Source organism: Pseudonocardia acidicola (assembly GCF_012911935.1).
Taxonomy (GTDB): Bacteria; Actinomycetota; Actinomycetes; order Mycobacteriales; family Pseudonocardiaceae; genus Pseudonocardia; species Pseudonocardia acidicola.
Genome location: NZ_JAAXLA010000011.1, coordinates 84,147 through 110,577 on the forward strand (window position 1 = coordinate 84,147; position 26,431 = coordinate 110,577).

At 71.3% G+C, this 26,431-nt stretch carries 24 protein-coding genes and 3 pseudogenes; 18 read left to right on the forward strand and 9 right to left on the reverse strand.

Annotated features, from left to right (window positions below; genetic code table 11):
• The first annotated feature begins 25 nt into the window (after nucleotides 1–25).
• The 12 genes and pseudogenes from HF526_RS08580 (at nucleotide 26) to HF526_RS08640 (ending at nucleotide 11,459) form a co-directional block, all read left to right on the forward strand.
• Nucleotides 26–865: an alpha/beta fold hydrolase gene (locus HF526_RS08580; RefSeq protein WP_169380809.1), complete on the forward strand. Its 840-nt coding sequence runs from the start codon at nucleotides 26–28 to the stop codon at nucleotides 863–865.
• Nucleotides 862–1,374 (forward strand): aromatic-ring-hydroxylating dioxygenase subunit beta, encoded by a 513-nt coding sequence (locus HF526_RS08585; RefSeq protein ID WP_169380810.1) that lies wholly within the window; start codon nucleotides 862–864, stop codon nucleotides 1,372–1,374. Before HF526_RS08580 ends, HF526_RS08585 begins: the two co-directional genes overlap by 4 nt.
• Before the next feature lie 31 nt (nucleotides 1,375–1,405).
• Nucleotides 1,406–2,755 (forward strand): Rieske 2Fe-2S domain-containing protein, encoded by a 1,350-nt coding sequence (locus HF526_RS08590; RefSeq protein WP_169380811.1) that lies wholly within the window; start codon nucleotides 1,406–1,408, stop codon nucleotides 2,753–2,755.
• A 244-nt stretch (nucleotides 2,756–2,999) separates the two neighbouring features.
• Nucleotides 3,000–4,094, forward strand: a complete 1,095-nt coding sequence (locus tag HF526_RS08595) for a zinc-dependent alcohol dehydrogenase (RefSeq protein ID WP_169380812.1) — start codon at nucleotides 3,000–3,002, stop codon at nucleotides 4,092–4,094.
• Nucleotides 4,095–4,125: 31 nt separating this feature from the next.
• Complete coding sequence (locus HF526_RS08600; RefSeq protein ID WP_169380813.1) at nucleotides 4,126–5,292, forward strand: acyl-CoA dehydrogenase family protein; 1,167 nt, start codon at nucleotides 4,126–4,128, stop codon at nucleotides 5,290–5,292.
• Nucleotides 5,293–5,387: 95 nt separating this feature from the next.
• A complete protein-coding gene (locus HF526_RS08605) occupies nucleotides 5,388–6,236 on the forward strand; it encodes an alpha/beta fold hydrolase (RefSeq protein WP_169380814.1) in 849 nt (282 codons plus the stop codon).
• A gap of 196 nt (nucleotides 6,237–6,432) precedes the next feature.
• Nucleotides 6,433–7,503 (forward strand): annotated as a pseudogene (locus tag HF526_RS08610) (IS630 family transposase); the annotation flags it as partial.
• A gap of 283 nt (nucleotides 7,504–7,786) precedes the next feature.
• Nucleotides 7,787–8,191 (forward strand): annotated as a pseudogene (locus HF526_RS08620) (IS5 family transposase); the annotation flags it as partial.
• Between the two features lie 463 nt (nucleotides 8,192–8,654).
• Complete coding sequence (locus tag HF526_RS08625) at nucleotides 8,655–8,897, forward strand: hypothetical protein (RefSeq protein WP_169380815.1); 243 nt, start codon at nucleotides 8,655–8,657, stop codon at nucleotides 8,895–8,897.
• Between the two features lie 457 nt (nucleotides 8,898–9,354).
• A complete protein-coding gene (locus HF526_RS08630; protein ID WP_169380816.1) occupies nucleotides 9,355–10,464 on the forward strand; it encodes a hypothetical protein in 1,110 nt (369 codons plus the stop codon).
• A gap of 327 nt (nucleotides 10,465–10,791) precedes the next feature.
• Nucleotides 10,792–11,052, forward strand: coding sequence for a hypothetical protein (locus HF526_RS08635; RefSeq protein WP_211176957.1), 261 nt, complete (start codon nucleotides 10,792–10,794; stop codon nucleotides 11,050–11,052).
• Entirely contained in the window at nucleotides 11,049–11,459 is a 411-nt protein-coding gene (locus HF526_RS08640; protein WP_169380818.1) for a PIN domain-containing protein, read from the forward strand. The genes HF526_RS08635 and HF526_RS08640 overlap by 4 nt, the downstream gene beginning before the upstream one ends.
• A gap of 335 nt (nucleotides 11,460–11,794) precedes the next feature.
• On the opposite strand, the gene HF526_RS08645 is transcribed toward HF526_RS08640, so the two are convergent.
• From HF526_RS08645 to HF526_RS08660, 4 genes are all read right to left on the reverse strand, one after another.
• Nucleotides 11,795–12,370: a hypothetical protein gene (locus tag HF526_RS08645; protein WP_169380819.1), complete on the reverse strand. Its 576-nt coding sequence runs from the start codon at nucleotides 12,368–12,370 to the stop codon at nucleotides 11,795–11,797.
• Nucleotides 12,367–13,290, reverse strand: a complete 924-nt coding sequence (locus HF526_RS08650; protein WP_169380820.1) for a ParA family protein — start codon at nucleotides 13,288–13,290, stop codon at nucleotides 12,367–12,369. The genes HF526_RS08645 and HF526_RS08650 overlap by 4 nt, the downstream gene beginning before the upstream one ends.
• 998 nt (nucleotides 13,291–14,288) lie before the next feature.
• Nucleotides 14,289–14,510 carry an FDXHR family putative zinc-binding protein gene (locus tag HF526_RS08655; protein WP_169380821.1) on the reverse strand — a complete coding sequence of 74 codons (222 nt, stop codon included), beginning with the start codon at nucleotides 14,508–14,510 and terminating at the stop codon, nucleotides 14,289–14,291.
• Between the two features lie 221 nt (nucleotides 14,511–14,731).
• A complete protein-coding gene (locus HF526_RS08660; RefSeq protein WP_338051369.1) occupies nucleotides 14,732–15,895 on the reverse strand; it encodes a tyrosine-type recombinase/integrase in 1,164 nt (387 codons plus the stop codon).
• Between the two features lie 247 nt (nucleotides 15,896–16,142).
• On the opposite strand from HF526_RS08660, the gene HF526_RS08665 reads away from it, so the two are divergent.
• The 4 genes from HF526_RS08665 (at nucleotide 16,143) to HF526_RS08680 (ending at nucleotide 20,724) form a co-directional block, all read left to right on the forward strand.
• Nucleotides 16,143–16,925: a hypothetical protein gene (locus HF526_RS08665; protein ID WP_169380822.1), complete on the forward strand. Its 783-nt coding sequence runs from the start codon at nucleotides 16,143–16,145 to the stop codon at nucleotides 16,923–16,925.
• An 886-nt stretch (nucleotides 16,926–17,811) separates the two neighbouring features.
• Complete coding sequence (locus HF526_RS08670) at nucleotides 17,812–18,330, forward strand: hypothetical protein (RefSeq protein ID WP_169380823.1); 519 nt, start codon at nucleotides 17,812–17,814, stop codon at nucleotides 18,328–18,330.
• Nucleotides 18,331–18,650: 320 nt separating this feature from the next.
• The gene (locus HF526_RS08675) at nucleotides 18,651–19,766 is read left to right on the forward strand and encodes a type IV toxin-antitoxin system AbiEi family antitoxin domain-containing protein (protein WP_211176958.1); all 1,116 of its coding nucleotides are present in this window, start codon (nucleotides 18,651–18,653) and stop codon (nucleotides 19,764–19,766) included.
• Between the two features lie 10 nt (nucleotides 19,767–19,776).
• The gene (locus HF526_RS08680) at nucleotides 19,777–20,724 is read left to right on the forward strand and encodes a nucleotidyl transferase AbiEii/AbiGii toxin family protein (RefSeq protein ID WP_169380824.1); all 948 of its coding nucleotides are present in this window, start codon (nucleotides 19,777–19,779) and stop codon (nucleotides 20,722–20,724) included.
• Nucleotides 20,725–20,738: 14 nt separating this feature from the next.
• Here the strand turns inward: HF526_RS08680 and HF526_RS08685 are convergent, their stop codons facing one another.
• The 3 genes and pseudogenes from HF526_RS08685 to HF526_RS08695 all read right to left on the reverse strand — a co-directional run bounded on the left by HF526_RS08685 (nucleotide 20,739) and on the right by HF526_RS08695 (nucleotide 22,217).
• The gene (locus HF526_RS08685) at nucleotides 20,739–21,083 is read right to left on the reverse strand and encodes a tyrosine-type recombinase/integrase (protein WP_338051370.1); all 345 of its coding nucleotides are present in this window, start codon (nucleotides 21,081–21,083) and stop codon (nucleotides 20,739–20,741) included.
• Nucleotides 21,084–21,133: 50 nt separating this feature from the next.
• Nucleotides 21,134–21,367 (reverse strand): annotated as a pseudogene (locus HF526_RS08690) (transposase); the annotation flags it as partial.
• Nucleotides 21,368–21,488: 121 nt separating this feature from the next.
• On the reverse strand, nucleotides 21,489–22,217 hold the full coding sequence (locus HF526_RS08695; protein ID WP_211176959.1) for a GntR family transcriptional regulator: 729 nt from the start codon (nucleotides 22,215–22,217) through the stop codon (nucleotides 21,489–21,491).
• Nucleotides 22,218–22,458: 241 nt separating this feature from the next.
• On the opposite strand from HF526_RS08695, the gene HF526_RS08700 reads away from it, so the two are divergent.
• Nucleotides 22,459–23,502, forward strand: a complete 1,044-nt coding sequence (locus HF526_RS08700; protein ID WP_169380853.1) for an SIS domain-containing protein — start codon at nucleotides 22,459–22,461, stop codon at nucleotides 23,500–23,502.
• Nucleotides 23,496–24,383 (forward strand): N-acetylmuramic acid 6-phosphate etherase, encoded by an 888-nt coding sequence (locus HF526_RS08705; protein ID WP_169380826.1) that lies wholly within the window; start codon nucleotides 23,496–23,498, stop codon nucleotides 24,381–24,383. Before HF526_RS08700 ends, HF526_RS08705 begins: the two co-directional genes overlap by 7 nt.
• Here the strand turns inward: HF526_RS08705 and nagA are convergent.
• On the reverse strand, nucleotides 24,355–25,458 hold the full coding sequence (gene nagA, locus HF526_RS08710) for an N-acetylglucosamine-6-phosphate deacetylase (protein ID WP_338051371.1): 1,104 nt from the start codon (nucleotides 25,456–25,458) through the stop codon (nucleotides 24,355–24,357). The two genes, HF526_RS08705 and nagA, sit on opposite strands and share 29 nt — an antisense overlap.
• A gap of 23 nt (nucleotides 25,459–25,481) precedes the next feature.
• Nucleotides 25,482–26,423: an ROK family protein gene (locus HF526_RS08715; protein ID WP_169380828.1), complete on the reverse strand. Its 942-nt coding sequence runs from the start codon at nucleotides 26,421–26,423 to the stop codon at nucleotides 25,482–25,484.
• Nucleotides 26,424–26,431 lie beyond the last annotated feature (8 nt).

The window sequence follows — 26,431 nt, forward strand, 5'->3', positions numbered from 1 at the left end:
CGTTCAGGAAGGGGGTAAAGCTGCAATGGCCGACAACGGCAAGAACAACGGCAAGTACGTGGCGACCGGGGGTTTCCGGACGCACTACATCGAGGACGGGTCGGGTGACCCCGTCATCCTGCTGCACGGCGGCGGGGCCGGGGCGGACGGCCGCTCCAACTGGACGACGTGTCTGCCCCACTTCGCGAAGCGCAAGCGCGCGATCGCACCCGACCTGGTCGGCTTCGGACACACCGACAAACCGGATCCGAGCAGGTTCGACTACACCCAGGACGCGCGCAACGAGCAGATCATCGCGTTCATCGAGGCGCTCGGGCTGCAGCGGGTCAGCATCGTCGGCAACTCGATGGGCGGGGCGACCGCGCTGGGCGTCGCCATGCGCCGGCCCGACCTCGTGGAGAACCTGGTCCTGATGGGCAGCGCCGGCCTGGGCGGGGCGCCGAGCCCGGAGCTGGGAGCCATCCTCAACTACGACTTCACCGTCGAGGGCATGCGTCGGATCATCGCGGCACTCGCCAACCCCGGCTTCGTTGCCGGCGAGGACCAGGTCCGCTACCGGTACGAGATCTCCGTGCAGCCGGAGACCCGTGCCGCATACGCCGCGACCATGGCCTGGGTACGCGAGCACGGGCTGGTTTACCCGACCGAGGAGATCGCGAAGGTCACCACCCGCACCCTCGTCGTGCACGGCAAGGACGACCTGGTCGTCCCGCTCGCGAACGCCTACCGGTTTCTCGAACTGCTGGGCGACTCCGCCGGGTACATCCTCCCCAAGTGCCGGCACTGGGCGATGATCGAGTACCCGGAGACGTTCTCGAGCGTCACCCTGGACTTCCTCGACCACTACGGCGCGTCCGATCGATGAGTACGGTCCAGGCGGAGCAGGCCGTGGCTGCAGGCGGCGTCGAGCGCGGCGCCGCTGAGGCCCTCCTGTTCCGCGAGGCGCGCCTGCTCGATGCCGCGGACCACCGCGGATGGCTCGACCTGCTGACCGAGGACGTCGTCTACTGGATTCCCAGCTGGCACTGCGAGTCCGAGCTGGTCGACGACACGAGCCGGGACGTCAGCCTGTTGCTGCTCGACCGTTCCGGCCTCGAGGACTACGCCACCCGCGCGTTGTCCGGCCACGCCCACGTGATGGACCCGCCCGGCCGGACCGACCGGCTCGTCAGCAACGTCATGGTCGACGACCCGGCGCAGGGTGTCGTGCACTGCAAATGGCTGCTGCATCTCTACCGCGGGGGGCGCCAGGAGATCTTCGGTGGGAGCTGCGAATACCGGCTCCGCCGCGAGAACGGGCAGCTGAAGATCGCCTCCAAGAAGGTCGTGCTGACCAACGACGGGATCCGAGCGGGTTTCCTGCCCCTCGTGTAGAGGGCTGTCGACTGCGGAAGGGAAGTGGGCTGTGATCGGTGGACCGTCCCTCGCGGAGCGGATCCGGTCGGTGCTCGTCGATGACGCGGCGGGCCGGCGTTTCCTGCTGCACCGCGACGTCTACACCGACGCCGAGCTCTTCGCGCGGGAGATGGAGGCGTTCTTCGAGACCGGGTGGGTCTACCTGGCACACGAGAGCCAGGTGTCGCAGCCCAACGACTACCAGCGGGTCTGGATCGGGCGCCAGCCCGTGATCCTCGTGCGCACCGAGGACGGAACGCTGCACGGGCTGCTCAACCGGTGCATGCACCGGGGGGCCACGGTGTGCCGCTCGGAGGCAGGGAACTCCGCCCGGTTCCGCTGCTTCTACCACGGCTGGACTTACCGCAACTCCGGGGAGCTGGTCGGCGTGCCCGACCGTGCCGGCTACGCCCCGGACTTCGACCTCGACGGGCTCGCCCTGCGGCGGGTGGCCCGCGTCGAGTCCTACCGGGGCTTCGTCTTCGGCAGCCTCGACCCGGACACGCCGCCGTTGGCCGAGCACCTCGGCAACGCGCGGCCCTATCTGGACGCCATCGTCGGCAAGTACCCCGGCGGCGTCGAGATCGCGCGCGGCACCACGCCGTACGGCTACCAGGGCAACTGGAAACTCCAGGTGGAGAACGCCCTCGACTTCTACCACCTGCCGACCACGCACAAGAGCTTCCTCGACGTCATGAAGGCCAAGGGGGTGCCCGTCCCGTCGAGCCACCGCCTGATGGAAGGCGACAATGCGGTCTACCTCGGCAACGGGCACGGCACGGTGGTCTCGCGCACCTACGACGCCGACGGACACAGCCACGTCGACTCCGAACAGCGCCGCGCACTTGAGGAGCGGTTCGGAGCGGCGGCCGCACCGCTGGCCGGCAGCATCCACCAGCACCTGCTGATCTTTCCCAACCTGGTGATCCTCGAGCACCCGGGTCCACAGATCCGGGTGATCCGCCCGCTGGCGGTGGACCGGACCGAGGTCCGCGGCTACGCGTACTTCCCGAAGGGCGTCCCGGACCACGTGCGACGGGCTCAGCTGCGCGCCTACGAGGTGTTCTACGGGCCCGCCGGGATGGGCACCCCCGACGACATCGAGGCCTTTGATTCGTGCACCGAGGGGTACCGGGCGGGCGCCGCACCCTGGAACGACCTGTCCCGGGGCATGCATCGGGAGGCCACCGACCTCGACCTCGCCGCCATCGGCCCGTTCGAGACGGCCGGGAACATCACCGATGACACCGTCTACCGCGGCCTGTACCGCTGGTGGGTCGGTGCGATGTGCCGCGGGCTCGACGGCGACGCGCTCCGCCGCGCCGATCGTCGTCACACGGACGCGATGACCGGCGCGTGAGCGGATGGAGAGACATGCCCGACGGGGATCCCGGATTCGAGCTCAGGAGCGAGTTCGCGCACGTGTCGATCAGCGTCGACCGGGACGCCAACGGCCCGCGGCTGCGTGTGGTGGACCAACGCAGCGGCGCGGTTCGGTATCTGGATCCGCTCGAAGTGGAGTGCATCGTCCGGATGCCCACCACGGCCCTGGATCGATACCTGCCCTACGAGAGCGGCCGCGATGAGCGACGGAGAGGAGAGCCATGCCCCGCAGCGCGGGCAAGGCGGTAGCGGCCGTCGCGGTCACGCCCGGCCGCACCGAACTCGACGAGTTCGACCTGCCCGACATCGGGCCCGACGACGCGCTGATGATGATCGAGGCCACCGGCCTGTGCGGAACCGACCTGTACTTCTACCACCAGGCCCCCGACATGGTGCGGTTCCCGCTGATCCTCGGCCACGAGCCGGTCGGGCGGGTGGCCCGGATCGGGGATCGCGCCTCCCGGCGCTGGGGGGTCCGGGAGGGGGATCGCATCGTCGTCGAGGAAGTGTTCCCGTGCAGCCGCTGCCGTAGGTGCCGGTACCTCAACTACCACCTGTGCGAGAACGGAGGGCGCTACGGCGCCGTGGCGACCACCGTCGAGCCGGCGCTGTGGGGCGGGTTCAGCGAGTACATGTACCTGCATCCCGACTCGCTCGTGTACCGGGTGTCCGACGACGTGCCCGCCGACCTCGGCCCGCTGTTCATCCCGATCGCAAACGGCATCCGGTGGGTCCAGCAGGTGGGTGGGCTCGGCATCGGGGACACCGTCGTCGTCCAGGGGCCGGGGCCGCATGGGCTGGGCTGCGTGATCGCCGCCCGCGAGGCCGGCGCCGGCACGATCGTCGTCACCGGCACGGCCCGGGACGCGCCCCGGCTCGCCGTCGCGCGGGAGCTCGGCGCCGACGTGGTGGTCGACGTCGATGCTGAGGACCCGGTCGCGAGGGTCGCCGAGATCACCGGCGGCCGGCTCGCCGACCTGGTCGTGGACGTGACCGCCGGCGCGCCCGACGCGTTCGGCGCCGCGCTTCGACTGGCCGGGTTCGGCGGCACGGTCGTCGTCGCGGGGGCGAGGCACCGCGGTTGCCCGGACGTCGCGGTCGACACGATCTTCCTCAAGGAGCTCACGGTCCGCGGGGTCTACGGGCGCGACAGCCGCGCGGTGCGACCGGCCATCGCCCTCATCGAGTCGGGCCGGTATCCGCTGCACCGGCTCGTCACCCATTCCTTCGCGCTCGAGGACACCGCGGCCGCCCTGGATGCCTTCGCCCGCAGCGATCCGCGGACCGACGCGGTGCACGTCTGCGTCCGGCCCTGACAGATCTTCGACGACTCGAGAGAGGCACGACATGTCACTGGTCGACGTGGCGCGTGACGTCGCCCCGCAGTTACGGGAACACGCGGACGAGGGCGATCGCCTGCGCCGTATGCCGGACGCGGCATGGAAGCTGCTGGTGGAGTCCGGGCTGGTCCGCGGCATGCAGCCGGCCCGCTGGGGTGGCGGTGAGGTCCCCCTCGCTGAGTTCCTCGACGCCGTCATGGAGGTGGGCCGCGCCTCCCCGTGCGCCGGCTGGGTCCTCGGCGTGATGGGCGTCCACCCGTGGCAGCTCGGGCTGTTCCCGGAGGAGACGCAGCAGGAGATGTGGGCCGGGGACGCCAGGCGGATCCCGTCGTCGTCCTACGCCCCCACCGGGAAAGCCGAGCGGGTCGACGGCGGCTACCGGGTGAGCGGGCGCTGGTCGTTCTCCTCGGGCTGCGACCACGGCCACGGGGTGATGCTGGGCGTCGCCACCGGGAGCCGGACGGTCGAGAGCGCGGAGCTGCCCGAGTTGCGTTCGGTCCTGCTGATGCCGGGGCAGTACGCCATCGACGACAACTGGCACACCGCGGGAATGCGGGCGACCGGCAGCAAGGACATCGTCGTCGACGGCGCGTTCGTCCCCGACCACCGCACCCAGTCCCACCTGGACTACCAGCTCGGGCTGCCCCTGCCCGGGCAGGAACGCAACGACGGCCCGCTGTACCGGATGCCGTGGTCGGTCATGTTCAACTTCGTGCTGGCCGCGTCGGTGCTGGGCGCCGCGCGCGGCTTCGTCGAGCTCTGGACCGAGCTGACCAGCACCCGGTTCTCCGGGCTCGGGGTGCCGATGCGGGAGGAGCCGCTGGTCCGTGAGCGGCTGGCGCAGGTGACCTGGCGGCTCGACGCCGCCGAGCTGAAGCTGCGGCGCGACAGCGCGCAGGTCTACGACCTGGTGGCGGCCGGCGGGCGCTGCTCACCCGAGCAGATCGCGTTCATCCGCTGGAACGCCAACCACGGCGCCGAAATCGTCGCGGACGCCGTGATGACCCTGTATCGCGCGTCCAGCGGCCGGACTGCATACATCGACCACCCCCTGCACCGGTCGTTCCAGGACATCCAGGCGATGCTCGGCCACACCTACCTGTGGGCGGATCCGCACGGCCTGGCCTACGCCGGCTCGAAGCTCGGCGTCGAGCTCAAGATCGCGGGGGTGTGAGCGAGATGTAGCCGTCAGCGGGTCCGCCGCGGCCCGGGCCGATCAGCGGACCACCCGATCTCACCGCACCCAGCGATCTCAGGAGAACCCGAACGATGACCGCAGTCACCGCGACCGACGTGAAGGCCGGCGAGTACACGATCCGTCTGAACCGGGCCGGCGAGGGCAACGCCGAGGCCGTCCTGTTCCTGCACGGATCGGGACCCGGTGCGACCGGGATGTCGAACTTCTCGGGCAACATCGACGCCTTCGCCGACGACTACGACTGCCTGGTCATCGACCAGGTCGGTTGGGGTGACTCCAGCCACCCCGAGGAGCTCGCCCCGGGCGGGCGGATCCGCCAGATCGTGACCGCCAACTTCGCGATGCTGGACGAGCTCGGGATCGACAAGGTGCACCTGGTCGGTAACTCCCTCGGCGGCGCGGTCGCGCTGAGCATGGTCGCCCGCGCCCCCGAACGCATCGGCAAGGTGATCGGCATGGGTAGCGCCGGCGCCGGTGGCCCGGCCGCCACACCGACCCGCGAGCTGATGAAGCTGATCACTTTCTACGACGACCCCTCGACCGAGAGCATGAAGGAGCTCATCTCCTACATGATGGTCAACCCGGGCCTGTTCGGAGATCGGCTGGACGCGATCGCCGAGGAGCGGCTCAAGGTCGCGCTGCGTCCGGAGGTGCGCCGGTCCCACCTGCTGACCTTCGCGCCGACCGGCGTCGCCGGGCTGGGCCTCCCGGAGACCGCCCTGCGCAGGATCACCAACGACGTGCTGTTCATCCACGGCCGCGAGGACCCGGTGGTCCCCCTGGAGGGCAGCGAATGGCTCGTCCGCCGGATCCCGAACGCGCGGCTGTTCGTCATCCCGAACTGCGCCCACTGGGCCCAGATCGAGGCTGCCGACACCTTCAACTCAGCGGCGAAGGGGTTCCTCGCCGGTCAGCTCTGAGAAGGCGATGTCGGTCGGCTGGTCGTCCCACCAGATGAGACCAAGCCCGGCGGAAGTGGCAGACCGGCAGCCAACGGCCCCAGCCCGGCGGGTGTGCTCACCGGGGACACCGAGGCCCCTGCCCGGCCGAACGGTCGCGCCCTTCGCGCCTAGTGTGCTGAGTCAAGAGTTTCGTTCAGATGTGTAGGGTCGTCGAATGGCGAGGACCGGACGCCCCAAGGCCGAGTTGATCCTGACCGACGACGAACGGTCGGCGTTGGAGGAGTGGGTGCGGCGTCGGTCGACTCCTCAGGCGTGGGCGTTACGGTGTCGGATCGTGCTGGCGTGTGCGTCGGGGGCGTCGAACAAGGATGTCGCCGAGCAGGTGGGGTCGACCCCGCACGCGGTCGGTCGCTGGCGCAGTCGGTTCGTCGAGCATCGCATCGCCGGGCTCGGTGACCTGCCGCGCTCGGGTGGGCCGCGCACGGTCACCGACGAGCAGGTCGCCGAGGTGATCCGCAGGACTCTGGAGTCCACGCCCGCGGACGCGACGCACTGGTCGACCCGCGGCATGGCCGCTGCGAGCGGGCTCTCGCAGTCGACGGTGTCGCGGATCTGGCGGACCTTCGGCCTGCAGCCCCACCGCACGGAGTCGTTCAAGCTCTCCACCGACCCGTTCTTCGTGGAGAAGGTCCACGACGTCGTCGGGCTCTACCTGGACCCGCCGGAGCGGGCGCTGGTGTTCTGCGTGGACGAGAAGTCCCAGATCCAGGCCTTGGACCGCTCCCAGCCGGTCCTGCCGATGATGGCCGGGACACCACAGCGACTCACCCACGACTACGTCCGGGCCGGCACCACCACACTGTTCGCCGCCCTCGACATCGCCACCGGCAGGGTCATCGGATCACTGCACCGCCGCCACCGGGCCGAGGAGTTCCGCAAGTTCCTGGCCACCGTCGACCGCGAGGTGCCCGACGGCCTCGACGTGCACCTCGTGCTGGAGAACTACGCCACCCACAAGACCCCCGCGATCCGCAAGTGGCTCCTCGCCCACCCGCGCTTCCACCTGCACTTCACCCCGACCGGGTCGTCCTGGCTCAACCTTGTCGAACGCTGGTTCGCCGAGCTCACCGGCAAGCGGATCCGCCGCGGGGTCGACACCTCCGTCCAGGCCCTCGAGGCAGACATCAGGGCGTGGATCGCGACCTGGAACGACAACCCACGCCCCTACGTCTGGACCAAGACCGCCGACGAGATCCTCGAACGACTCGCCGGATATCTGAACAGAATTCCTGACTCAGGACACCAGGAGCTGTTCAAGAAGTCCTGTTGGCGAGGGCGCGGTAGCCAGATGTTGATGGTGGCGACGTGCACGGTGGCCTCGTAGCGGACGGCGAGCTTGTCGTGGCGGGTCGCGACCGCTCGGTGCTGATTGAGCAGGTTGATGCCGCACTCGACCGCGTGTCGATGGCGGTAGGGCTGCGAGTCGAACGCCGGCGGGCGGCCACCGGCCGAGCCGCGGGCGTGTCGGTCCTGTGTGGATCTGCGCTCGTTCCTGATCATCACCGTCGATGGCGAGACGATCCTGTGTCGAGCGGTTGGTCAGCGACGAGCTGTGGGAGCTGGTGGAGCCGCTGATCCCGCAGCCGCGGAGGGCGAGGCGAGGACGGACCGGGCGACCGCGGGCGCCCAACCGCGCGGCGCTGGCCGGGATCGTGTTCGTGCTCAAGACCGGGATCAGCTGGAACGAGCTGCCCCGGGAACTTGGGTGTGGGTCCGGGGTCACCTGTTGGCGGCGGCTGCGGGCGTGGCGGGACGCCGGAGTGTGGCGGGAGCTGCATCGGGTTGTGCTCGACCGCCTCGCTCAGCAGGACCTGCTCGATTGGTCCCGGGCGGCGGTGGACAGCGTGAGCGTGCGGGCCAAGCGCCGTGGCGAGGCCACCGGGCCCTCGCCGACCGACCGGGGCAAGGCCGGCGACATACCGATCCGACGTGTTCCGGTGGACCGACTCCGTGGTGCTTGCATCGCAACGGCGCGGTCATCACCGCCACCGATGTGCAGATGAGCATCGGTGGCGGCGCGGCGGGACGTGGGCGAGCACCTCAGCTGGTTCGACCGGCTCGCGGCCCTGGCGGTCGTCGGCGACCCCAGTGATGTCTTCACCGACCTCGCCAGTGAGTAGCGAGGCCCGGAGAGTGAGCCGACGCCGCGCCTGCCTGCCGCGCAGCCAGGGGCCGCGGACTGCATCGGTCGCGCTGGCTGAACCTTTCGGCGTCCGCAGGCCACTCCTGGCACTGTCGCCCAGCTGTCAACCCGAACCGCCTACCGGCAGCTGGCACTGCCGAAGGGCGCACCGGCGCGCGCAGATAGCAGTTTCGGTTTCATATTCTCGGCGCGTCGCTGCCGCCACGAGGTTGGTCACCGGTATAAAGCCGGACATGGAGATCCGGGAGCGCAGGAAGCCGGGACGGCCGGCCAAGGGTGACCGCGTCTTCACCGGCGTGCGTCTGCCGCGGGAGTACCGCGTCGCGGCGGAGGCGATCGCCAAGAGGGATGGGGTCGATGTCACCGACGTCGTGACCCGGCTCGTGGGGGAGGCGCTCGGGTTGCCCATCCCGGACTACTGCTTCCCGAAAGCCACCAGCCAGCAGGAGGAACTGCCGCTGAACAAGGCCTCATAACAACGAACGAGGCGGCCCCTGCCAGAGGGCCGCCTCGTCTAGTCGTCACGTCAGCCTGGGCCGCCACCCGAGTTGACGTCAGCGCCCCGGCGTAGCCGGGGCCATTTCCCCCCTCTGCCAGAAGGGGCGCTTTCGCGTGTCCAAGATACCTCTTGGGCCGGACCTTTTGCGAGCCCGACACGGTTCGGCCCTGCTCGACGCCGGCACCGGCTGGTGTGCCGAGTGCTACCGGGACGGCGCATTCGTCCTGGCTACCAGCCCCGACGGGATGCAATGCCTGCTCCACGGCACCGCGGGTGAGCACGGCCACAGCCCCGACGCGTTCGGTGTCAACAGGCCGCCAGTCGCGGCGAGACCGCTGCGCCGACCGCGCACGCCACGTGGTCGTGCGGCCCGCGTCGAGCCGCTTTCCCGCCCACCGACCCGGCCTGGGCACCCGCGGCTGCTCCCCCGCGCCGTGCGCCGCGAGCGGGACCGCTCCGCCGCCCGCGCGCTGGCCTACGGCCGAGAACGGGCCCGCCGGCGCGTCGACTCGGCACGCTGGGCGCCGCATCCGGGATGGCGGCAGTTCATCGAGACCGGCTGGCGGGTGCTCGTCGACCAGGCCGAGGCGCTCCGCCGCGTCGAGGAGCTCGTCGACGCCGAGGACTGGCGCAGCGACAAGCGGCACAGCTGGCTGCAGATCCTCCGCCGGCTCGTCCACTCCATGGACTGGACCACCGGCCTCGTCACCGGCGTCACCGCCGAGCGGCTCGGCACGGCCGGAAGCCGCGCCACCCGCACCGTTTCACGCGTCCTGGCGTGGGCGCGAGACATCGGCCTCGTCGTCGTCGTCGAGGCGGGAGCCTCCGCCGAGTTCCTCGGCTCCCGCACCAACCGCACCCCCAGCTATGCCCTCGTCACCAATGCCCCACTCCCCCAGCCCGCCAATCCATCACCCCAGCTCACCTGCCCTGTGGATCAAAGTGGCGACCTCCCCGAATCTCACGTAAGCACTAAGCCCTTGCAGGGCGGCAGACGGCCACGACCGGCTAGTCAATGTGTCATTGACTGGCCGGTTTTCCAGATCCCCGACTCCCCATCCGAGCGCACTGCCGCCGCCATCTGCCTGCTCAAACGAATGGGCCTAGACCCCCGGGGGGTATCCGAGGTGCCGCTGTGGCGCGCCCGGGCCCTGCTCAAACCCTGGTGGACCGCCGGCGCCTGCGTCGCCGGCATCCTCTACGCCCTCGACCACCACCCCGACCGACCCGACCACCACCGCGGGGACGCCCTGCGCGGCGCAGCTGACCCGCTTCGCGTCCTCGGGCATCGGCTCAAGCCGTGGAAGGGCCGCCTTCACCAGCTCCCCGCGGCGGTTGTCGGCCTCCGCGGTGACCACCTCCGGCTCACGGCCGAGGCTGCGGCCGCCCGGCGAGCCAAGGGCATTCCCTCCCCCGCCGCTTTCCTCCCGGCGCAGCAGCACAGCAGCGGCGCCGCCCGCGCAGCAGCGCGCGCCGCCGTTGCTGAACACCTCCGCCGGCTCCGCGACGCTCGCTCGGGTCGCCCCTCGCGGCCCGAGGCATGAGCTCTGCGGATCGGGCTGGAGGGAGCTGCTGGCAGCCCACCGATCAGCCGGCGTGACCGCGCCCCCGAGACCCCATCCCTCAGGAAGCAACGGCGGCGCTCGCGGGCACTGGCTCGAGGAAGGCGATACACAGCGGCACAGATCGGGACAACGCCACCGTCTCCCGGCCCGTGGGCATCGTCGGGGTCGGTTCGTCGCTGGCGTCGACCAGGGCGGCGAGGACCCGCCTTGTGCAGGCGGCAGGCCTTGACGGGGGAAACCGGCAACGTCGCACCCCCGGGACGTGCGATGATGAAGCAACGACGGACCGAAGGAGGTGAGCGCACCATGAGCATGCCGGCGCGGCACGACGACGTGCATGAGTTCGTTGTGGCACCCGAACTGGCCGAGGTCGCCGAGCGTCTGGGCCTACCGCTCCACACCGGCGATCGGGTGCGCTTCGAGGTCATCGAGGGCGGCCAGACCGACAGCGGCCCGACTCGACGCGAGCCGTGGCCGCCGGCCTGGGTTGGTTCCATCCAGACCGACGAGACAGACCTCGGCACCCGAGCCCGCGAGATCATGAGGGCTGAGCACGCCGCCTCGTGATCATTGTCGACACCGGCCCGATCGTCGCGGCGGCATCGGCAAAAGACGCCGACCACGCCCGCTCCCTCGACGCCCTCGCTAACCTGCGAGAATCGCCCCTCATCTCGCCATTCGTGGTCACAGAGGTCTGCTACTTCCTCTCCACCCGAGCGACCCCGGCCGCTGAGGCGGCGTTTCTGCGCTCACTCGTCGTTGGCACATTCCAGCTGGTCGACCTCACTCTCGCCGACCTCGAACGAGCAGCCGAGCTCGTCGAGCAGTACGCCGACCTCCCCCTCGGCGCCGCCGATGCCAGCGTGATCGCTCTGGCCGAACGGCTCGACGTCCGCACAGTGATGACCTTGGACCGGCGACACTTCTCGATCGTGCGCCCCCGGCACGTCGGCGCCTTCGAGCTGCTGCCGTAAGGGACCTGGGCAGGCGCCGCGTTGCGTGGATGCCGGGGGTTCGGCACGCCGCTCCGGCCGGCGGGATGCTTGCACCGCCAGGTCATCACCAGGCCCGGATAAGGGGGAAAGCGACCGCGCGTCGGCGCGACCGAAGCGACCTGGTAGTGACCGTCCCTTCGTCCGGCCACGACCGCGCGGGTCATTCCGCCTGCCGGCGGACCCAAGGACAACGCGGCGGCGCAGGTCCGCTGCGCAGATCTCCGGGCGAACGCCGTCTCCCCGGTGCTGAAGCAATCGCACCAGATTCATCCCGGGTGACCCTGCGCTCCCCCAGCCAGGACGAAGGTCGGGAGTTACGGCCCGTCGAGCTGAAGCTCGACGACGGCGGTGATGAACTCGGACTTACTCGGACCGCCCAGCTCGGCACGCTTCCGCTCGAGCACGTCGATCTCCTGTTCGGTCAAACGGAGCTGAATCGCCGTCGGCTTCTCGACGTGGCGGCGGGGCGACCGGGGGCGAGGAGGGAGGCCGGAGTCATCGGCCGCAGGCGGCGGCCCGAACACGTCGGCGAGCCGCGTGTGCACCCGCCGGTAGGCGGCCAGGACCCACTCGGCATAGCTGGTGACGCCTGCGGCCTCCTTCAACCGATCGGCGAGCGGCCCGGGCAGATACACCGGGTAGGGGCGCTTGCGCCCGCCCGGGACGGGCGGCTTCGCCTTCCTGGGCTTGGGCCGCTCCGTGCTCTCCCGCACCGGCGTGGCGACCACCGCCTCGACGACCTCGGGCTCGCTGTTGGTCTCGCGTTCGGGCTCCGTGTCGGGGGCGCGGAGCGGGGCTGCCGGAGCGGTGCGACGCGGCGGGAGCGTGAGCCCGGCCGCGCGGGGCGTCGGGGCGGTCAGATTCGACAGGTCCCGGCGGTCGGCGGTCATGCCGTCACCCCCGACATCGCTGCGATCCGGGTGGTGACTTCCTGCGCGAGGGCTGCGTAATCCTCGGCGAGGCCCGAGGCGGAGGCGGCAAGACGGGGGGCGCCGCCGTCGTCGTCGGCGCGGTGTTTCCCACCCGCGCGGCGGGATCGCAGTGCCGCGAGCCGCGTCTTCTGCGCCTGGGGTAGCTCGGCCTCGATCTCGTGGACGAGCCGGCCGAGGTCGCGGGTGTTCACCGCAGCGCCCTCGACGTGACGGATCCGGGCATCGAACACGAGGTCCGCAGTGCCCAGGTCGCGGGCCACCGCGGCGCGGGCGTCCTGCGCGATCCGCTTGGCGCTGGCCCCGATCCCGAACAAAACGACCCCGAGCAGCTGCAGGTCCGGGTTCGTGGTGGCGCGGACGGCGCCGAACAGCTCGGCGACCTTGACCAGGCCGTCGAGGCTGGCGGAGTCGGACTTGGTGGGAATGAGCGCGAACTCCGCGGCCGTCAACGCCATCTGCTGCAGCTGCTGCTCACCGGGGGGGCAGTCGATGAGCAGCAGATCGTAGTTCTCGGCGATCGGGGCCACGGCGTCGCGGACGGCGGTGGCGGTGGCGACCCCGCGGGCGGTGCGCGAGTGGAGTGCGCCGACCATCTCCGCGATCCGCCCTCCCCCGCACACGACGTCGAGGCCGTCGCGGACCCCGGTGACGGGCCGGAGCTGCTGGCCGGTGGTGACGGCGGAGAACAGCGCGAGGCCGTCATCGTTTTCCGGGGTGTTCTTGTAGCCGAGATCGCGGGCGAGGTTGCCCTGCGGGTCGAGGTCGATGGCGAGGACCCGGTATCCGGCCGCGGCGATAAGCCCGGACAGGTTCGCGGTGAGCGAGGTCTTCCCGACCCCGCCCTTCCCGTTGATGACGGCGACGGCGCGAGACAGCATCGAGCGTGCTCCCTGCCTGTTGAGTGCTGGTTGAGTGCTGAGCGCAGGCATCCCAGCTGCGGGCCGGGCGCGTGCGTGGTGCGCGGTGATTGCGGGAGGCCAGTAGATCACGTGCGTGGAGCCTGCCGGTGACCTGCCCTCTGTCGGCGTGTCGCAGGCATGGTGTCTGCGATAAACGTGCTGATCACAGGCATTTCGCCTGCGGGCCACCCGCGCACATGGTGCGGTGCACCTGCTGGGGACCCGTGGGTCACATGCATCAAGGCTGCTGGTGACCCGCCTCCTCACTGCTGGTCACAGGCATGGTGCCTGCGACCCGCAGCCTGAGCACATGCGGGCGAACTGCGCGTCGAGTGCTGGTGGCATGCGGGATACACGCAGATGACTCGTGTGTCACATGCGTGGTGACTGCGGTGGTCAAGCGGCCTATCCGCGTACTGCATGCAGGGCGACCGCCGCAAGCCAGCGGATAGCAGGCATGAAAAGAGCGTATTACTTGCTTAAAAGATGCGAGGAACATGCAGATAACCAGTATGACAAGTGCGTGAAGCAGGCGATCAGTGTGCTGTCAAACTACGTGGCACGTGCGTTGCAGATGCTGACTACATGCAGAGGGCATGCGGTCCTCAGACGTGTCCTTTGCGTGCAGGGTGCGTGCAGGCTGCGGGTAGCAAGCTTGAGGCGCGCGTGCAGCGTGCGTGTACTGAGCGTGCCGCGGGAGTGAATCACGCCCAGAAGGGCGGCCGGGCGGGAGCAGGAACCGCAGCGGGTCGCTTTCAGGCCCCTAGTTTGGCCGGAGGCGGCCGGGATGATCTTCGGTAGGGGATGGGGGCAGGGTGGGCCCCGGGATGCCGCAGAGAGCGAATCAGGGCCTGCGCCAGGTGTGCCCGGGTGAGCGCTGATCGCCGGGTCTCCACCGTCGGTGTCGTCGAGATCATCGACTCACGCGACGACGCCACGCAACACGGCCGGCGAGGGGGCCGGTGCGAGGCGGGACGCTAGTGGCCGGACGCGTCCTCCAGCGCCCGCAGCCAGATGCCGTTCTTGGTCGGCACGAGCCCCAGATCGCGGGGGTCCGCACAGATCCCGCCGCTGCGGTGCGCGTCCCACAAGGCGGCGTCGTCGAAGACTCCGCCGCACCCGCCGGTCCGGTGGCAGCAGTGCGCCCGCTCGACCCCGACCCACGAGGAGCCGCAGCACGACATCCGCAGCAGCTGCACGGCCGCAGCGTAATCATCGGCGGGGACCCGCCCGGGAGAAGCCAGCCCCGCCGCGCCGCCCGGCACCGTATCCCTAGTCCTGCATCGCGATAGGGCGAGAAACCGATCCGGGATCCACCCTCAACCCCCGCGGTGCACGGATCGGCTCCTCGCCCCCGGCCCCGGCCCGGCGCTGCTGTTGGGCTGCTGTCCGTCCGCGGGGCGTGCGTAGCGGATGGCGGTCACAGCCCGAGGCGGGCGGTCGGGTTGTCGGTCCACACCGAGCCCTCCTCGATGTAGCCGCGCATCGCCGAGCTCGAGCGCCACCGGCCGTGCCGCATGATGGCCAGCTCGGAGGCCCCGTTGGCGTAGCCGGTGGTGGCGAACCCGCGGCGCAGCGAATGCCCGGCCCAGTGCCCCGGCAGTCCGGCCGCGTCCGCCCGGCGGGCGATGATCCGGGCGATCGCCCGATCCGACAGCCCCCGCTGCCCCAGCCGGCCGTGCCGATCCACTGCCACAAACGCGGCCGCGCCAGGCAGATCTCGCGGCGGCAGAAGAAGGGGATCGGCGGGATCCGTGGCCGCCGAACCGGAACCGGGCCCGGCGGAGGGGTGGGCTGCCCGGCCGGCGGCGGCTTCCCCCCGGTGGAGCAGCCAGGACCGCCAGGCGCGGACCGGGCAGCTCGCGGGGTGGGCGCCGTAGGCCAGCCCGCGGGTGGTGCCGACCGCGTCGGGGTCGGTCTTGGAGCGGACGATGAACACCCGCAGGCCCTCGTGGTCCTCGACCAGGTCGGCCACGGTGAGCGCGGCGAGCTCGGAGCGGCGCAGCGCGCCGGCGAAGCCGATCAGCAGCAGGGCGCGGTCGCGGACGTCGGCCAACCGGTCCGGATCGAGGGTGGCCAGGATGGCCCGCACAGCGTCGAGGCGGGCCGGGGCCACCCGGGCGGGGCGGGTGCCGTGCCTGCGCCGGATCCCGGCCAGGACCGTCTTGACCTGCTGGTCACGGGTGGGCGATGGATAGCCGGCCAGGTCGTGCGCGGCCGCGATCGCCGAACACCGGCGGGCTAGGGTGGCCGGCCGGTGGGTCGCTGCCAAATCGGCCAGGTACCGGGCCAGCGTCGCCGGACTGGCCGGCAGCGCCGCGACCGGCGGGGCCTGGGCGGCGCACCAGCGCTCGAAATGCGCCACATCGCCGCGGTAGGCCCGCCACGTGTTGGCGGCGCGGGAGGCGGCGGCGTAGCCGCCCACCGCCTGGTCCAGGTCGCGCGGGTGCTGCACGCGGCGCTCGCCGCCCGCGATGACGGCCAGGGCATGTCCCGGCGGTGGGCCTGCCGCGGCCGCGACTTCGGCATCGGCCGATGGGGGAGCGGGGGAGGGCTCGGGAGCGGCGTCCGACGCGGTGCTCACCGAGCGACCCCGAGCGTCTGGCCGGGTCCGCCGGTGCTCGATTCCCCCCAGTGATGGCTGCAGTTATGACAGCACCCGCGCACCCGTCCCGCCTTCCCTATAGGGCCCGCCCGGCCTGATCTTGAGCCCGATAATCGAACTTTATCGGGCCCCAGATGGATCATCGGCGGGTCCCCGGGCCGCGGCCCAGCGTGTCACCACAGTGGCCCAAATCTGTCCGGTTCAGCGTGTGTGAAAATCTCACGCGATGGCCACCCCGCCGCGGATCACCGACGCCGAGCTTGCCGCGGCCCTTGAAAGGATCGCGCGGCGGCACGCCCGGATCGACGATCCGCGCAGGTCAGCGATGGGGTCGGAACCACGCGACGTGCTCGACTACCTCGCCGCCCGCGGCGCCGCGGGGATTCCGCGCTGGGTCGCGGCCGCGGACACCGCGGACGCCCTGGTGTTGCACACCTGGTGCTGGTGGGACGAGCGCCGCCGGGAGCACCGGCTGCTGCGCACCGGCCGCAATCTCGGGCTGTCGCTGGCCGAGCTCGGCGCCCCGCTGGGCATCACCACCCGCCGCGGCACCCAGGACCGGCTCGACCGCCTCGACGCGCTCTTGAAGTACGACCGGCCCGACGAACAACTCACCCGCACCGCCCGCCGCGAGCACCACAACCGCGACGCCCGCCAGGTCTGGATCGACGAGCACCGCGACGAGGTGTGCGCGGTCCTCGCGGGCTTCCTCGCACAGGCCCGCCGGTTCCTCGACCACGGTTCACCGACCGACCGCGAGGCGGCCGCCGACGCAGCGCTGGGCGCCGGCGACGACCCGCCGTTCGCCGGACCGGGGGAGTGGCTCGATGAGCTCGCTGCCGACTACGCCGGCGACGCCATCACTCCGGCCACTCTGGCGGTCGCTGGCCTCGCCGCCGCCGAGCTGCGCGCCGCGCCCGCGGTGCTGGCGCTGGATCAGCGGCACCGGCTGCACGCCGCGCTCCGCGAGATCGAGGCGCTGCGTGCCCGGTACGCGGGGGCGGTATAACCGCGACCGCCGCAGCAAGCAGCTTGAGCGTGGCGCCGTCGTTGAAGCCGGCGGCCAACCATCGGCCAGCCGCGTCACGAACCCCTGGGCGGTACAGCTACATGAGGAATCGGTCGAGCGTCTTGATGATGTTGTAGGCGACGCGCAGCGTGGGGATCTCGGCGGGCCGGACCCTCCGGGGGCCGGGCTCCGCCCGGACCCGGCCTCGCTCGGAGAGCCCCCGTACACCGTCACAGCGCCGCAGCTGGGCCTGGCCGCGGCGAACGACCGGGACGGGACCGTGGAGGAGGGCTGCCAGTTCCCGACCGGACCCGGGGGTGCGGTGTGCGACCAGAAGATCGAGCGGTCCGGGGTGCCAGGGCGGCCGTCGCGCTACTGCGACAACCCCGACCACCCGGGCCCGGGCGTTCGCCGCGCGCCGCAATCTGGAGCGGGCCGCCGCCGGCGGGGTAGGACGACTGGTCGAGGATGTGCTGGTCGCGCCGGAACGGCCGGTGTCCGATGGCCAGCTCTCGTTGGGCGCGTTGCTGGTGCGGTTCGAGGAGACCGCGGAGTGGACCCGCCGAGCCGGTGCGGAGCAGCAGGCCGAGCTGGCCGCGATCCTGGAGCGGGCCACCGAGGTTGCCCGGACGGTCGCCGACCCGGATGCCGCGTCCTACGAGGTCGAGCAGATCCGGCGGGATGCCGACGTGCGGATCTCGGAGGCTGAGGGAGCGCGGTCGGCTGCCGAGCGCACAGCGGCCAACGAGCGCCGGCGGGCGGATCAGGAGGTCGAGCAGCGGGCCCAGGCCGACGAAGCGGCGGAGGAAGCCTTGGCCGCCGTCGAGCAGGCCCGGGCCGACGCCCCGGCCGCGGTCGGGCAGGAGCGGCAGGCGCCGAGCAGGCCGTGGCGGCCGCCGCGGCCGCGGGCGAGGTGTCGGACCGGATCCGTGCCGAGGCAGCGCAGCTGGTCGAGCGAGTGCGCGCCGAGTCCGCCGAGCAGGCCCAGGCGGCCGCGGAGGTGCAGGTCCGTGCAGCGGGGGTTGAGGCGCAGACCGCGCGGCAGGAGGCCTCGGAGCCCGGTCTGGCCCGGACTCGGGCGCAGGCGGACAAGGCGGCCGCGGACCGGGCTGCGGCGGCGGACCGGGCGACGGTGGAGCGGTTGCGGGGTGAGCTCGAGGAGATGCGGGCGGCGCACCGTGAGGAGCTGGCCGAGCTGCGCCGCAAAGCCGCGGCCAAGCGGGCCGAGCTGCGCCGGGTTACCTCCGAGCAGATCGCCGCGATCAGCGCGAGCTTCCAGCAGGCCAGCAACGCCAACCTGAGCGCCGGCGGCGAGGTCGAGGCGGAGGGCCGGGGCGGGCGTGCCCGCGGCCGCCGGGGTGCTTCCGGCGGAAGCCCCGACCACGACCGCGCCGGCGACCAGTAGCCGCGACCGGAGAGGAAGGACACCGATCACCATAACCAGCGGCAACCCCAGCAGCACGAGTAGCAGTAGCAGCGCGGGGGACACGCCCGGGCCCCGGAAAGCAGGAACCCCGGTGGTGACGACGGGCAGTAGGTGCAACACCGGGCTGCCCGACGTCCGGGTTCGGTTCTGGTGCTCCACGGGCCCGGACGGTGAGCGTTGAATTGCTGCGTTAGTAGCACCGCAGGCGCAGTGAGTGCTGCAAAAGTATCCCAAGTGAGGTTATTATTGCAGCAACTCGTGAGTGACTAGTGCAGTCACATAGGTGTTAGGGGTGAGATGTGAAGAGCGCTGAGGTGGCGCTGGTGGTCACCGATCTGGCCGCCGGCCAGTGGGGGCTGGTCACCACGCCCCAAGCGGTGGCGGCCGGACTGAGTCGTATCCAGCTGTCGCGGCTGTGCGCGGCGGGGATCCTCGTCCGCCTCACCCACGGCGTCTACGCGGTGCGCGTGGCGATAGCCACCGAGAACATCGAGCTGTTCGCTGCGTGGCTAGCGCTCGACCCGGAGCGGCCGGCTGCGGACCGGCTGGGGGACGGCCCGGGCGGGCCGGTGGTGTCGCACGCGTCGGCCGCGGCCTTTTACGGGTTCGGTGACCTCGACGCCGACCGCCACGAGTTCACCACGCCCGCGCGTAAGCAGACCCGGCGGGCCGACCTGCGGCTACACCGGGGCGCGCTGCCCGAGGGCGACGTCACCCTGCACCGCGGGCTGCCGGTCACTACGCCGGCGCGCACGATCGTCGACCTGCTCGCCGATGGCCACGACGGTGGCCACGTTGCCGGGGTGCTCGCCGACGCGGTCCGGGCCCGGCAGGTCGACCTCGACGAGCTCGGCGGCCGCCTGGCGCCGTTCGCAGCCCGGTTCGGTCTCGCGCGCCGTGACGGCGAGGCGCTGCTGCGGCACCTGCTCGAACTCGGCGGGGCCGCCGAACAAGCCGACGCCGACGATCTCGCCAGCCTCGCGCGGACCAACCACCTGCCGGTCGCCGCGGTGGCCGCCGCGCTGGCCGATCACGCCGCCCAGAACCGGGTAGCCGAGATCAGCCGGCTGCTCGCCCTACCTGATGTCCAGGCTGCGGCGGAGAGGGCGATGCCGTTCCAACGGATCGCTGCGCTCCAGGCCGCGATCAACGAGCAGCTGTCCCCGTACCGGCGGATGGCCGAGCTCCAGGCTGCGATCAACGAGCAGCAGCTCTCGCCGTACCGGCGGATGCAGGAAGCGCAGCAAGCGTGGGCCAGCCAGGTCGCGGCTGTTGCGGCGCAACAGACGTCGCCGGTCGGGCTCAGTGCGGCCCTGGCGCTGGCACAGGGTCAGGGGCGCGGCGAGCGCGCCGAGACACCCCAGCCGCCGCAACGGCCGGGCGGGGACGATCAGCGTGACGGGGACGATCAGTAGCCTGTCGCCGGTGACCGAGGTGACCCACCCGAGCGGGTACGCCACACCCCAGGCGATGTGGGCTGCGGTGTCCAGCCGCGGCAGGACCGCGGCGAAGGCCACCGGCATCCCGGCGGACAAGCTGCAGCGGCAGTTCGTCTACGACCGGTTCCTGGCGCGGCTGTTCACCTACGCCCCCGACGGTGACTGGGTTCTCAAGGGCGGCACCGCGCTGCTCGCCCGGGTGCGCACCGCCCGGCACAGCCGCGACATCGACCTGTTCCGCCGGACCGGCACCCTCGACAACGCCGTCACCGAGCTGCGCGCCGCGGCCGCCCTAGACCTCGACGACCACTTCCGGTTCGTGTTCACCTCCGCCGCCCCGAAGTTCCAGGACGAACGTCCCGGCCAACCCGACAGCCGGCTGGCCACCGTGAAGATCACAAGCTACGCCGGCGTGACCAAGGCGGCCGACTTCACCGTCGACGTCGTCATCGGCTCGATCATCACCGGCGACCCCGAGCCGCGGCAGTCGGCCCCGACCATCACGATGCCCGGGATCGAGCCCCCGCGATGCCTGCTGTATCCGGTGGCCGACCACATCGCCGACAAGGTCTGCGCGACCTTCGAGCGCCACGGCAGCGCGCTGCTGCCCTCCAGCCGAGTGCGTGACCTGGTCGACCTGGTCGTCATCGCCCGGACCCAGCGGGTCGACGCAGACGCCCTGCGTACCGCAATCATCGCCGAGCGAGATCACCGAGGGCTCGACCCGATCACCCGCTGGGCCTGCCCTCATCAGTGGGCCAGCTCCTACCCCCGCCTCGCCCGTGACGTCGCCGAGTGCCAGGAACACCGCACCTTCGAGGCCGCCACGGCGTTCGTCGGGAGCTTCCTTGATCCCATCCTGGCCGCCGGCCTCATCAACGCCACCTGGCACCCGCACCAGCGCTGTTGGACCAACTCGGCTCTCGCCGGCTAAGGGCGTCCCTCCGGTCAGGCCAGATAGGCGGTGAGGGTGTAGGCCGCGTGGCGGTCGAGCGAGCTTCGGGAGCGGTCGTAGCGGCGCGTCGTGCGCGGGTCGCGGTGGCCGGCGAAGTCCTGCACGTCGCGCAGCGGTGCCCCAGCGTCGAGGGCAAGGGTGATGGTGGTGTGGCGCATCGAGTGCGGCGACAACCGCGCCCAGGACGGCACGCCAGCCGCGCGAGCCAGCCGCCAGACCAGCCGCCACAGGGCGGCCTGGTCGAGCCGGGCCGCTGCTGGAGACCCGCCGCCCGGCCGGCCTGTAGCAGCTGCGCCAGCGGGGCCCCTTGTGTCAGAAGCGGCGGCGGAGCTGCACACCGCGGCGATCCGGGGTACCTGGCCGACATAGTCGCGGGCCGGGAGTCGCTGATGCCGCGCTCGCGCAGCAACCGGCGGTACTTATCGAAGTCGTAGCCGCGGTCGGCGAACAGCTCCCGCGGCGTGCGCCGGGGCCGGCCGTGGAGCCCGCGGATCGGCGGGATCGCGTCCAGCAGGGGCAGAAGCTGAGTGACGTCGTGGCGGTGGCCGCCGCTCAGGGTGACCGCCGGCGGGATGCCGCCGGTGTCGACGATCAGGTGGTGCTTGGAGCCGGGATGGCCGCGCGTGCCAGAACCAAATTGGCTTGCCGTTGACAGCCCGGGGGACAGTGCACCGTTTCACCCGCGCTGACCGGCCCGCGGGCATCTCGCGGAGTCACAGATAGTTTCATTGAGTTCTGAGGCATCAGCGGCGAGAGCTCATCCGTGCAACGAAGGTGTATCGGTCGCCTCGGTACCAGCTACGGACCCATTCGACCGGGGCCCCGGACTCATCGAAGCTGTGCCGGGTGAGGACCAGCATGGGGGCCCCGGTATCGGTACCGAGGAGCTCGGACTCGCGGGGGGACGCAGGCGCCGTTTCGATCGTCTCGACCGCCTCCACGATGGCGACGCCCCACTGCTCGGACAGCACCTGATACAGCGAGCCGGACCGTCGGAGGAGTCGGGCCAATCCGGGGAACCGGGCGGCCGACAGGTGCGACTGCTCGAGGGCCATCGGCGCTCCGTTGACCCTGCGCAGTCGCTCGATCCGGTGCACGGCGGCATTGACCTTGATGTGGAGCAGCTCGGAGATCTCCGGGGTGGCCCAGACCCGCTCGGCGGCGATCAGCGAGGTCTGCAGTTCGAGGCCGGATGCGGCGGCCTGGTCGGTGAAGCTCGCCATCTCGAGGGGCCAAGCGAGCTTGGGCTCGGCCACGTAGGTACCCGAGCCGTGGCGACGCTCGAGACGCCCCTCCGCCACCAGCTCGCTGAGCGCCTGGCGGACTGTGCTCCGCGAGGTCTCCAGCAACTTGGCCAGTTCCCGTTCCGCGGGCAGTGGGGCCCCGGGTTCGAACTCGGCCAACAGCCCCAGTAGGTGCCTTTTGACCAGGTAGTACTTCGGCTCGTTGGTGTGCTCGTCGGCCCGCATCATCGCGCATCTCCTACCTGCCCCGAACTCGACGGAGCGCGAATTGGTCTGTACCATTATTCAGGGCGAGGCAAGCGTGGCGCTTCTCCGGGAGTCGCCCACCCTACGTCCGCAGGATCGACACCAGCTGCACGTCCACACTGACATCAGCGCATCACGCGACGTGGTCGATGACGCTGTTACCGGGTCGGAGGCTTCCTTGAATCGATCGGCACCCGTCGTCACGTCACCGCCGGGTCGGCTGATGGAAGCCGAGATCAACGAACAGCCCGCCATCTTGCGCCGGTTGCGCGCCGACGGCTCGGACGCGATCGGCGCCCTGTCCGGGGAGCTGGCCCGGCGCGACATCAGGTTCGTCCTGCTGGCCGCCCGTGGCACCTCCGACCACGCTGCGCTGTACGCCAAGTACCTCGCCGAGGTGCAGCTCGGGCTGCCGGCCGGGCTGGTGTCGCCGTCCTCGATGACGGTGTACGGCGCGCGGCCCGATCTGACCGGCGCGCTGTTCATCGCGGTGAGCCAGTCCGGGGGCTCACCAGACCTCGTCGAGTCCGTGGCCACTGCGCGGGCCGGTGGGGCGACGACGGTGGCCGTGACGAACAATGTCGGTTCCGAGCTGGCCGCGGCCGCGGAGTTCGTGGTCGACATCCGTGCCGGGCTCGAGCGCGCAGTCGCCGCGACGAAGACCTACACCGCGGAGCTACTCGCGCTGTACTTGCTGCTGATGCCGCTATCCCCTTCGGAAATCGACGTCGGAGAGAGGTCAGCGTCGCTCGCGGACGCCGCCGAGCAGACCCTCGCCGGTGTGCAGGACGTGGCCACGGCCGCTGCCCGGTACCGCTTCGCAGACCGCCTGATCACCACCGCGCGCGGGTATTCCTACCCAACAGCACGCGAGGCCGCACTGAAGCTCATGGAGACCGCCTACGTCGGGGCCCATGCGTTCTCCGGCGCGGACCTGTTGCACGGGCCGATGGCGATCGTCGACACCACTGTCCCGGTCATCGCGGTCGTGACTCCCGGCGCCGGCGGGGCCGCGATGCAGCCGGTGGTCACCGCGCTGCGCGCGCGGAACGCGGATCTGCTGGTCGTGTGTGGTGGGTCGGTGAGTGCGGACAGCGACGACGGTCGCCAGCTGACCCTGCGCGTAGCTGATGAGGGCGTTCCCGAGGAGCTGCTGCCGATCGTGGAGATCCTTCCGTTGCAGCAGCTCGCGCTGCACCTGGCGCTCAGCCGCGGCGGTGATCCCGACGCGCCGCGCGGGCTGAACAAGGTGACCTCGACGTGGTAGATCACGGGGCGCTCGACCTACTCGACACCGAGGACCTGGTCGACGCCATCGTCACCGCGCAGGCCCACGTCGTGGCGGTCGTGCGGGCGGCAGGTCCGGCGATCGCGGCCGCAGCCGAGCTGCTGGTCACGGCCTACGAGCGGGGCGGTCGGATCCTGCTCCTCGGGGCCGGCACGTCCGGCCGGCTGGCCGTCATGGAGGCGGCCGAGGTCCCCGGTACGTTCGGTGTCCCGGCCGAACGGATCGTGGCGCGGGTCGCCGGCGGGTCCGCCGAGCAGCTCATCGGCACCGACGGCGCCGAGGACGACACCGCCCTCGCCCAGCGCGACATGACCGACCTGTCGGCCAGCGAGCCGGATGTCCTGGTGGCCGTCGCGGCCAGCGGCACGACCCCGTACACCCTCACCGCAGCCGAGATCGCTCGCGCGAGGGGCGCCCCTGTCGTGGCCGTCACCAACCGGCCCGAGTCACCGCTGGCCGGCGCCGCTGATGTGGCCGTCACTCTCCCGGTCGGCGTCGAGGTGCTGTCCGGCTCCACTCGGCTGGCGGCCGGCACCGCGCAGAAGATCGCTCTCAACGCCCTGACCACGGCGGCGATGGTCCGGCTCGGGCGCGTGCACGATCGCTACATGGTCGACGTGGTGGCGGCCAACGAGAAGCTGGTGCAGCGTTTGACGACCATCGTCGCGGCATGCACCGATGCCTCCCAGGCAACGGCCGAGGAAGCGTTGCAGCGCTGCGATGGAAATGGACGTGCGGCGATCGTCCACCTCGCCACCGGGCTGCCGCCGGACGCCGCCGCGCGCCACGCGGCGGCCCACCGCACCGTGCGGGCGGCCGTCGAAGCCGGCCTCACGGCTGCCGGCGCCCGCCGCAGATGACGTTCTTGACCTGAAGCTCGTCGTCGAGGTGCACCAGGTCGGCCGCCAGACCCGCAGCGATGCGCCCCCGCCGGCTGCTCTCGCCCAGGACACGTGCCGGGTTAGTGCTCGCAGCCGCCACTGCGACCTCGAGCGGGAGGCCGCACTCGACGACGGCGCGACGGACCGCTACATCCATTGTCAACGTGCTGCCAGCGAGCGAGCCACTGGAGGCGAGCCGGGCCTGCCCGTTCTCGACGAGGACGGGCTGCCCGCCCAGGGTGTACTGCCCATCGCCCATGCCGGTCGCCGAGATCGCGTCGGTGACGAGAACCAGCTGAGAGGGATCGCGTTCCGCGACCATGCGCGTGATCGCCGCATGGACGTGCACACCGTCGTTGATCACCTCACAGGCGATACCGGAGTCGAGGGAGGCGAGCACCGGTCCCGGATCGCGATGACGCAACGGGCGCATGCCGTTGAACAGGTGCGTGGCGACGGAGGCGCCGCGCACGATCGCTGTGGCGGCCTGGGCGAACGTGGCATCCGTGTGGCCGAGCGCGGCGACCACCCCGGCCGCCCTGGCTGCTTCGACCACTTCACCGGCGCCGGGCAGCTCCGGCGCGATCGTGATCATCTTCAGGGTGCCCCGGGAGACGTCGACCATCTTGCGGAACGCACTGACGTCGGGCGCCGTCAGGAAGGCGGGGTTCTGGGCCCCGCACCGCATCTGTGACAGGAACGGGCCTTCGAGGTGTGCTCCGAGCAGCGGCGTGTCGGCTGACTCGACGATGTCGGCAATCACGGCGAGCTGCTTGCACAACTCCTCAATCGGCGCGGTGACCAGCGACGCCAACATGCCCCCGGTGCCGTGGTTCCGGTGGTAGCGCGCGGCACGGTCCACCTGCTCGGCGTCGGCCGAGCCGAAGTCGGCGCCGGCACCGCCGTGGCAGTGGATGTCGATGAACGCTGGCACGAGGAACCCACCGCCCAGGTTCTGGGCATCCGTCGCCGGCGGGGCGCCCCGGCCGATCGCGTCGATGCGGGCGCCGGCGGTGGCGATCCAGCCCTCGGTGATGATCTCGTCCGGGGTCACGATCGATGCCCCGTACAGCACAGTCACGCGTGTTCGTCCAATGCCTTCCAGGCGACCAGGGCCGCACCGCGACGCCCGGCGTCGCTTCCCAGATCCGAGATGACGATCCGCGGCGCGGGCCTGAAGGCCAGGCCGCGCTCGACTTCGTCGCGCAGTGGCTCGGTGAGCGCCGCACCTGCTCGAGCCAGGCCACCGCCGATGACGACAAGGGCGGGATCCATCACCAGCGTGTAGATCACCAATGCTCGGCCGAGGGCGACGATCGCCTCATCGAGAACGCGCTGCGCGATGCGGTCGCCGCGGCCCGCGCGGGCGATCACGTCCTCGGCGCGGACCGGGCCCGCACCGCCCTGCGCCAGGTAGCGTCGGGGCAGCGCGGCCGCGCTGGCGTAGGCCTCGGTGCACCCCAGCTGGCCGCACGCGCACCGGTCGCCACTGGGATGCACAGGCAGATGACCGAGCTCGCCGGCCGTGCAGGACGCCCCGGCCACCACCGAGCCGCGGGTGACGACCGCGCCGGCGATACCCGTCCCGATGGCCAGAAACAGGAACTCGTCGACCCCCCGCCCAGTGCCTAGCCGGGCCTCGGCCAGCCCGGCTGCCCGGACGTCGTGGTCGATCGCGACCGGCACCCCTACCCGCTCGCTGACCAGGCGGCGAATCGGCAGATCACGCCACCCGATGTTGGCCGAGAACCGGGCCACCCCGGCGGAGCTGTCGACCACACCGGGGAAGATGAGGCCAGCTCCACGGGCGGTGAGCAGGTCGCCGGGAGCCGGCCGGAGCTCCTCGGCCGCGGTGACCACTGCGGCCAGCACGGCGCCCACACCGTCGGCGACCGGAGTCGGCAGGTCGATCCTGCGATGCACAACGCCGTCACGCGTCTCCAGCGCGCCCTTGATCGCGGTGCCGCCGACGTCCAGCGCGATGACGGCCGCCTGGGCCGCGCGTGCTGGGCCCGTCATGTGCGGGC

Excerpts from the sequence above, each read along its gene's own strand:
- HF526_RS08580 (WP_169380809.1), top strand. The coding sequence starts at position 26 with ATGGCCGACAACGGCAAGAACAACGGCAAGTACGTGGCGACCGGGGGT.
- HF526_RS08585 (WP_169380810.1), top strand. The coding sequence starts at position 862 with ATGAGTACGGTCCAGGCGGAGCAGGCCGTGGCTGCAGGCGGCGTCGAG.
- HF526_RS08595 (WP_169380812.1), top strand. The coding sequence starts at position 3,000 with ATGCCCCGCAGCGCGGGCAAGGCGGTAGCGGCCGTCGCGGTCACGCCC.
- HF526_RS08600 (WP_169380813.1), top strand. The coding sequence starts at position 4,126 with ATGTCACTGGTCGACGTGGCGCGTGACGTCGCCCCGCAGTTACGGGAA.
- HF526_RS08605 (WP_169380814.1), top strand. The coding sequence starts at position 5,388 with ATGACCGCAGTCACCGCGACCGACGTGAAGGCCGGCGAGTACACGATC.
- HF526_RS08625 (WP_169380815.1), top strand. The coding sequence starts at position 8,655 with ATGGAGATCCGGGAGCGCAGGAAGCCGGGACGGCCGGCCAAGGGTGAC.
- HF526_RS08635 (WP_211176957.1), top strand. The coding sequence starts at position 10,792 with ATGAGCATGCCGGCGCGGCACGACGACGTGCATGAGTTCGTTGTGGCA.
- HF526_RS08645 (WP_169380819.1), bottom strand. The coding sequence starts at position 12,370 with ATGACCGCCGACCGCCGGGACCTGTCGAATCTGACCGCCCCGACGCCC.
- HF526_RS08650 (WP_169380820.1), bottom strand. The coding sequence starts at position 13,290 with ATGCTGTCTCGCGCCGTCGCCGTCATCAACGGGAAGGGCGGGGTCGGG.
- HF526_RS08665 (WP_169380822.1), top strand. The coding sequence starts at position 16,143 with ATGGCCACCCCGCCGCGGATCACCGACGCCGAGCTTGCCGCGGCCCTT.
- HF526_RS08695 (WP_211176959.1), bottom strand. The coding sequence starts at position 22,217 with ATGATGCGGGCCGACGAGCACACCAACGAGCCGAAGTACTACCTGGTC.
- HF526_RS08700 (WP_169380853.1), top strand. The coding sequence starts at position 22,459 with ATGGAAGCCGAGATCAACGAACAGCCCGCCATCTTGCGCCGGTTGCGC.
- HF526_RS08715 (WP_169380828.1), bottom strand. The coding sequence starts at position 26,423 with ATGACGGGCCCAGCACGCGCGGCCCAGGCGGCCGTCATCGCGCTGGAC.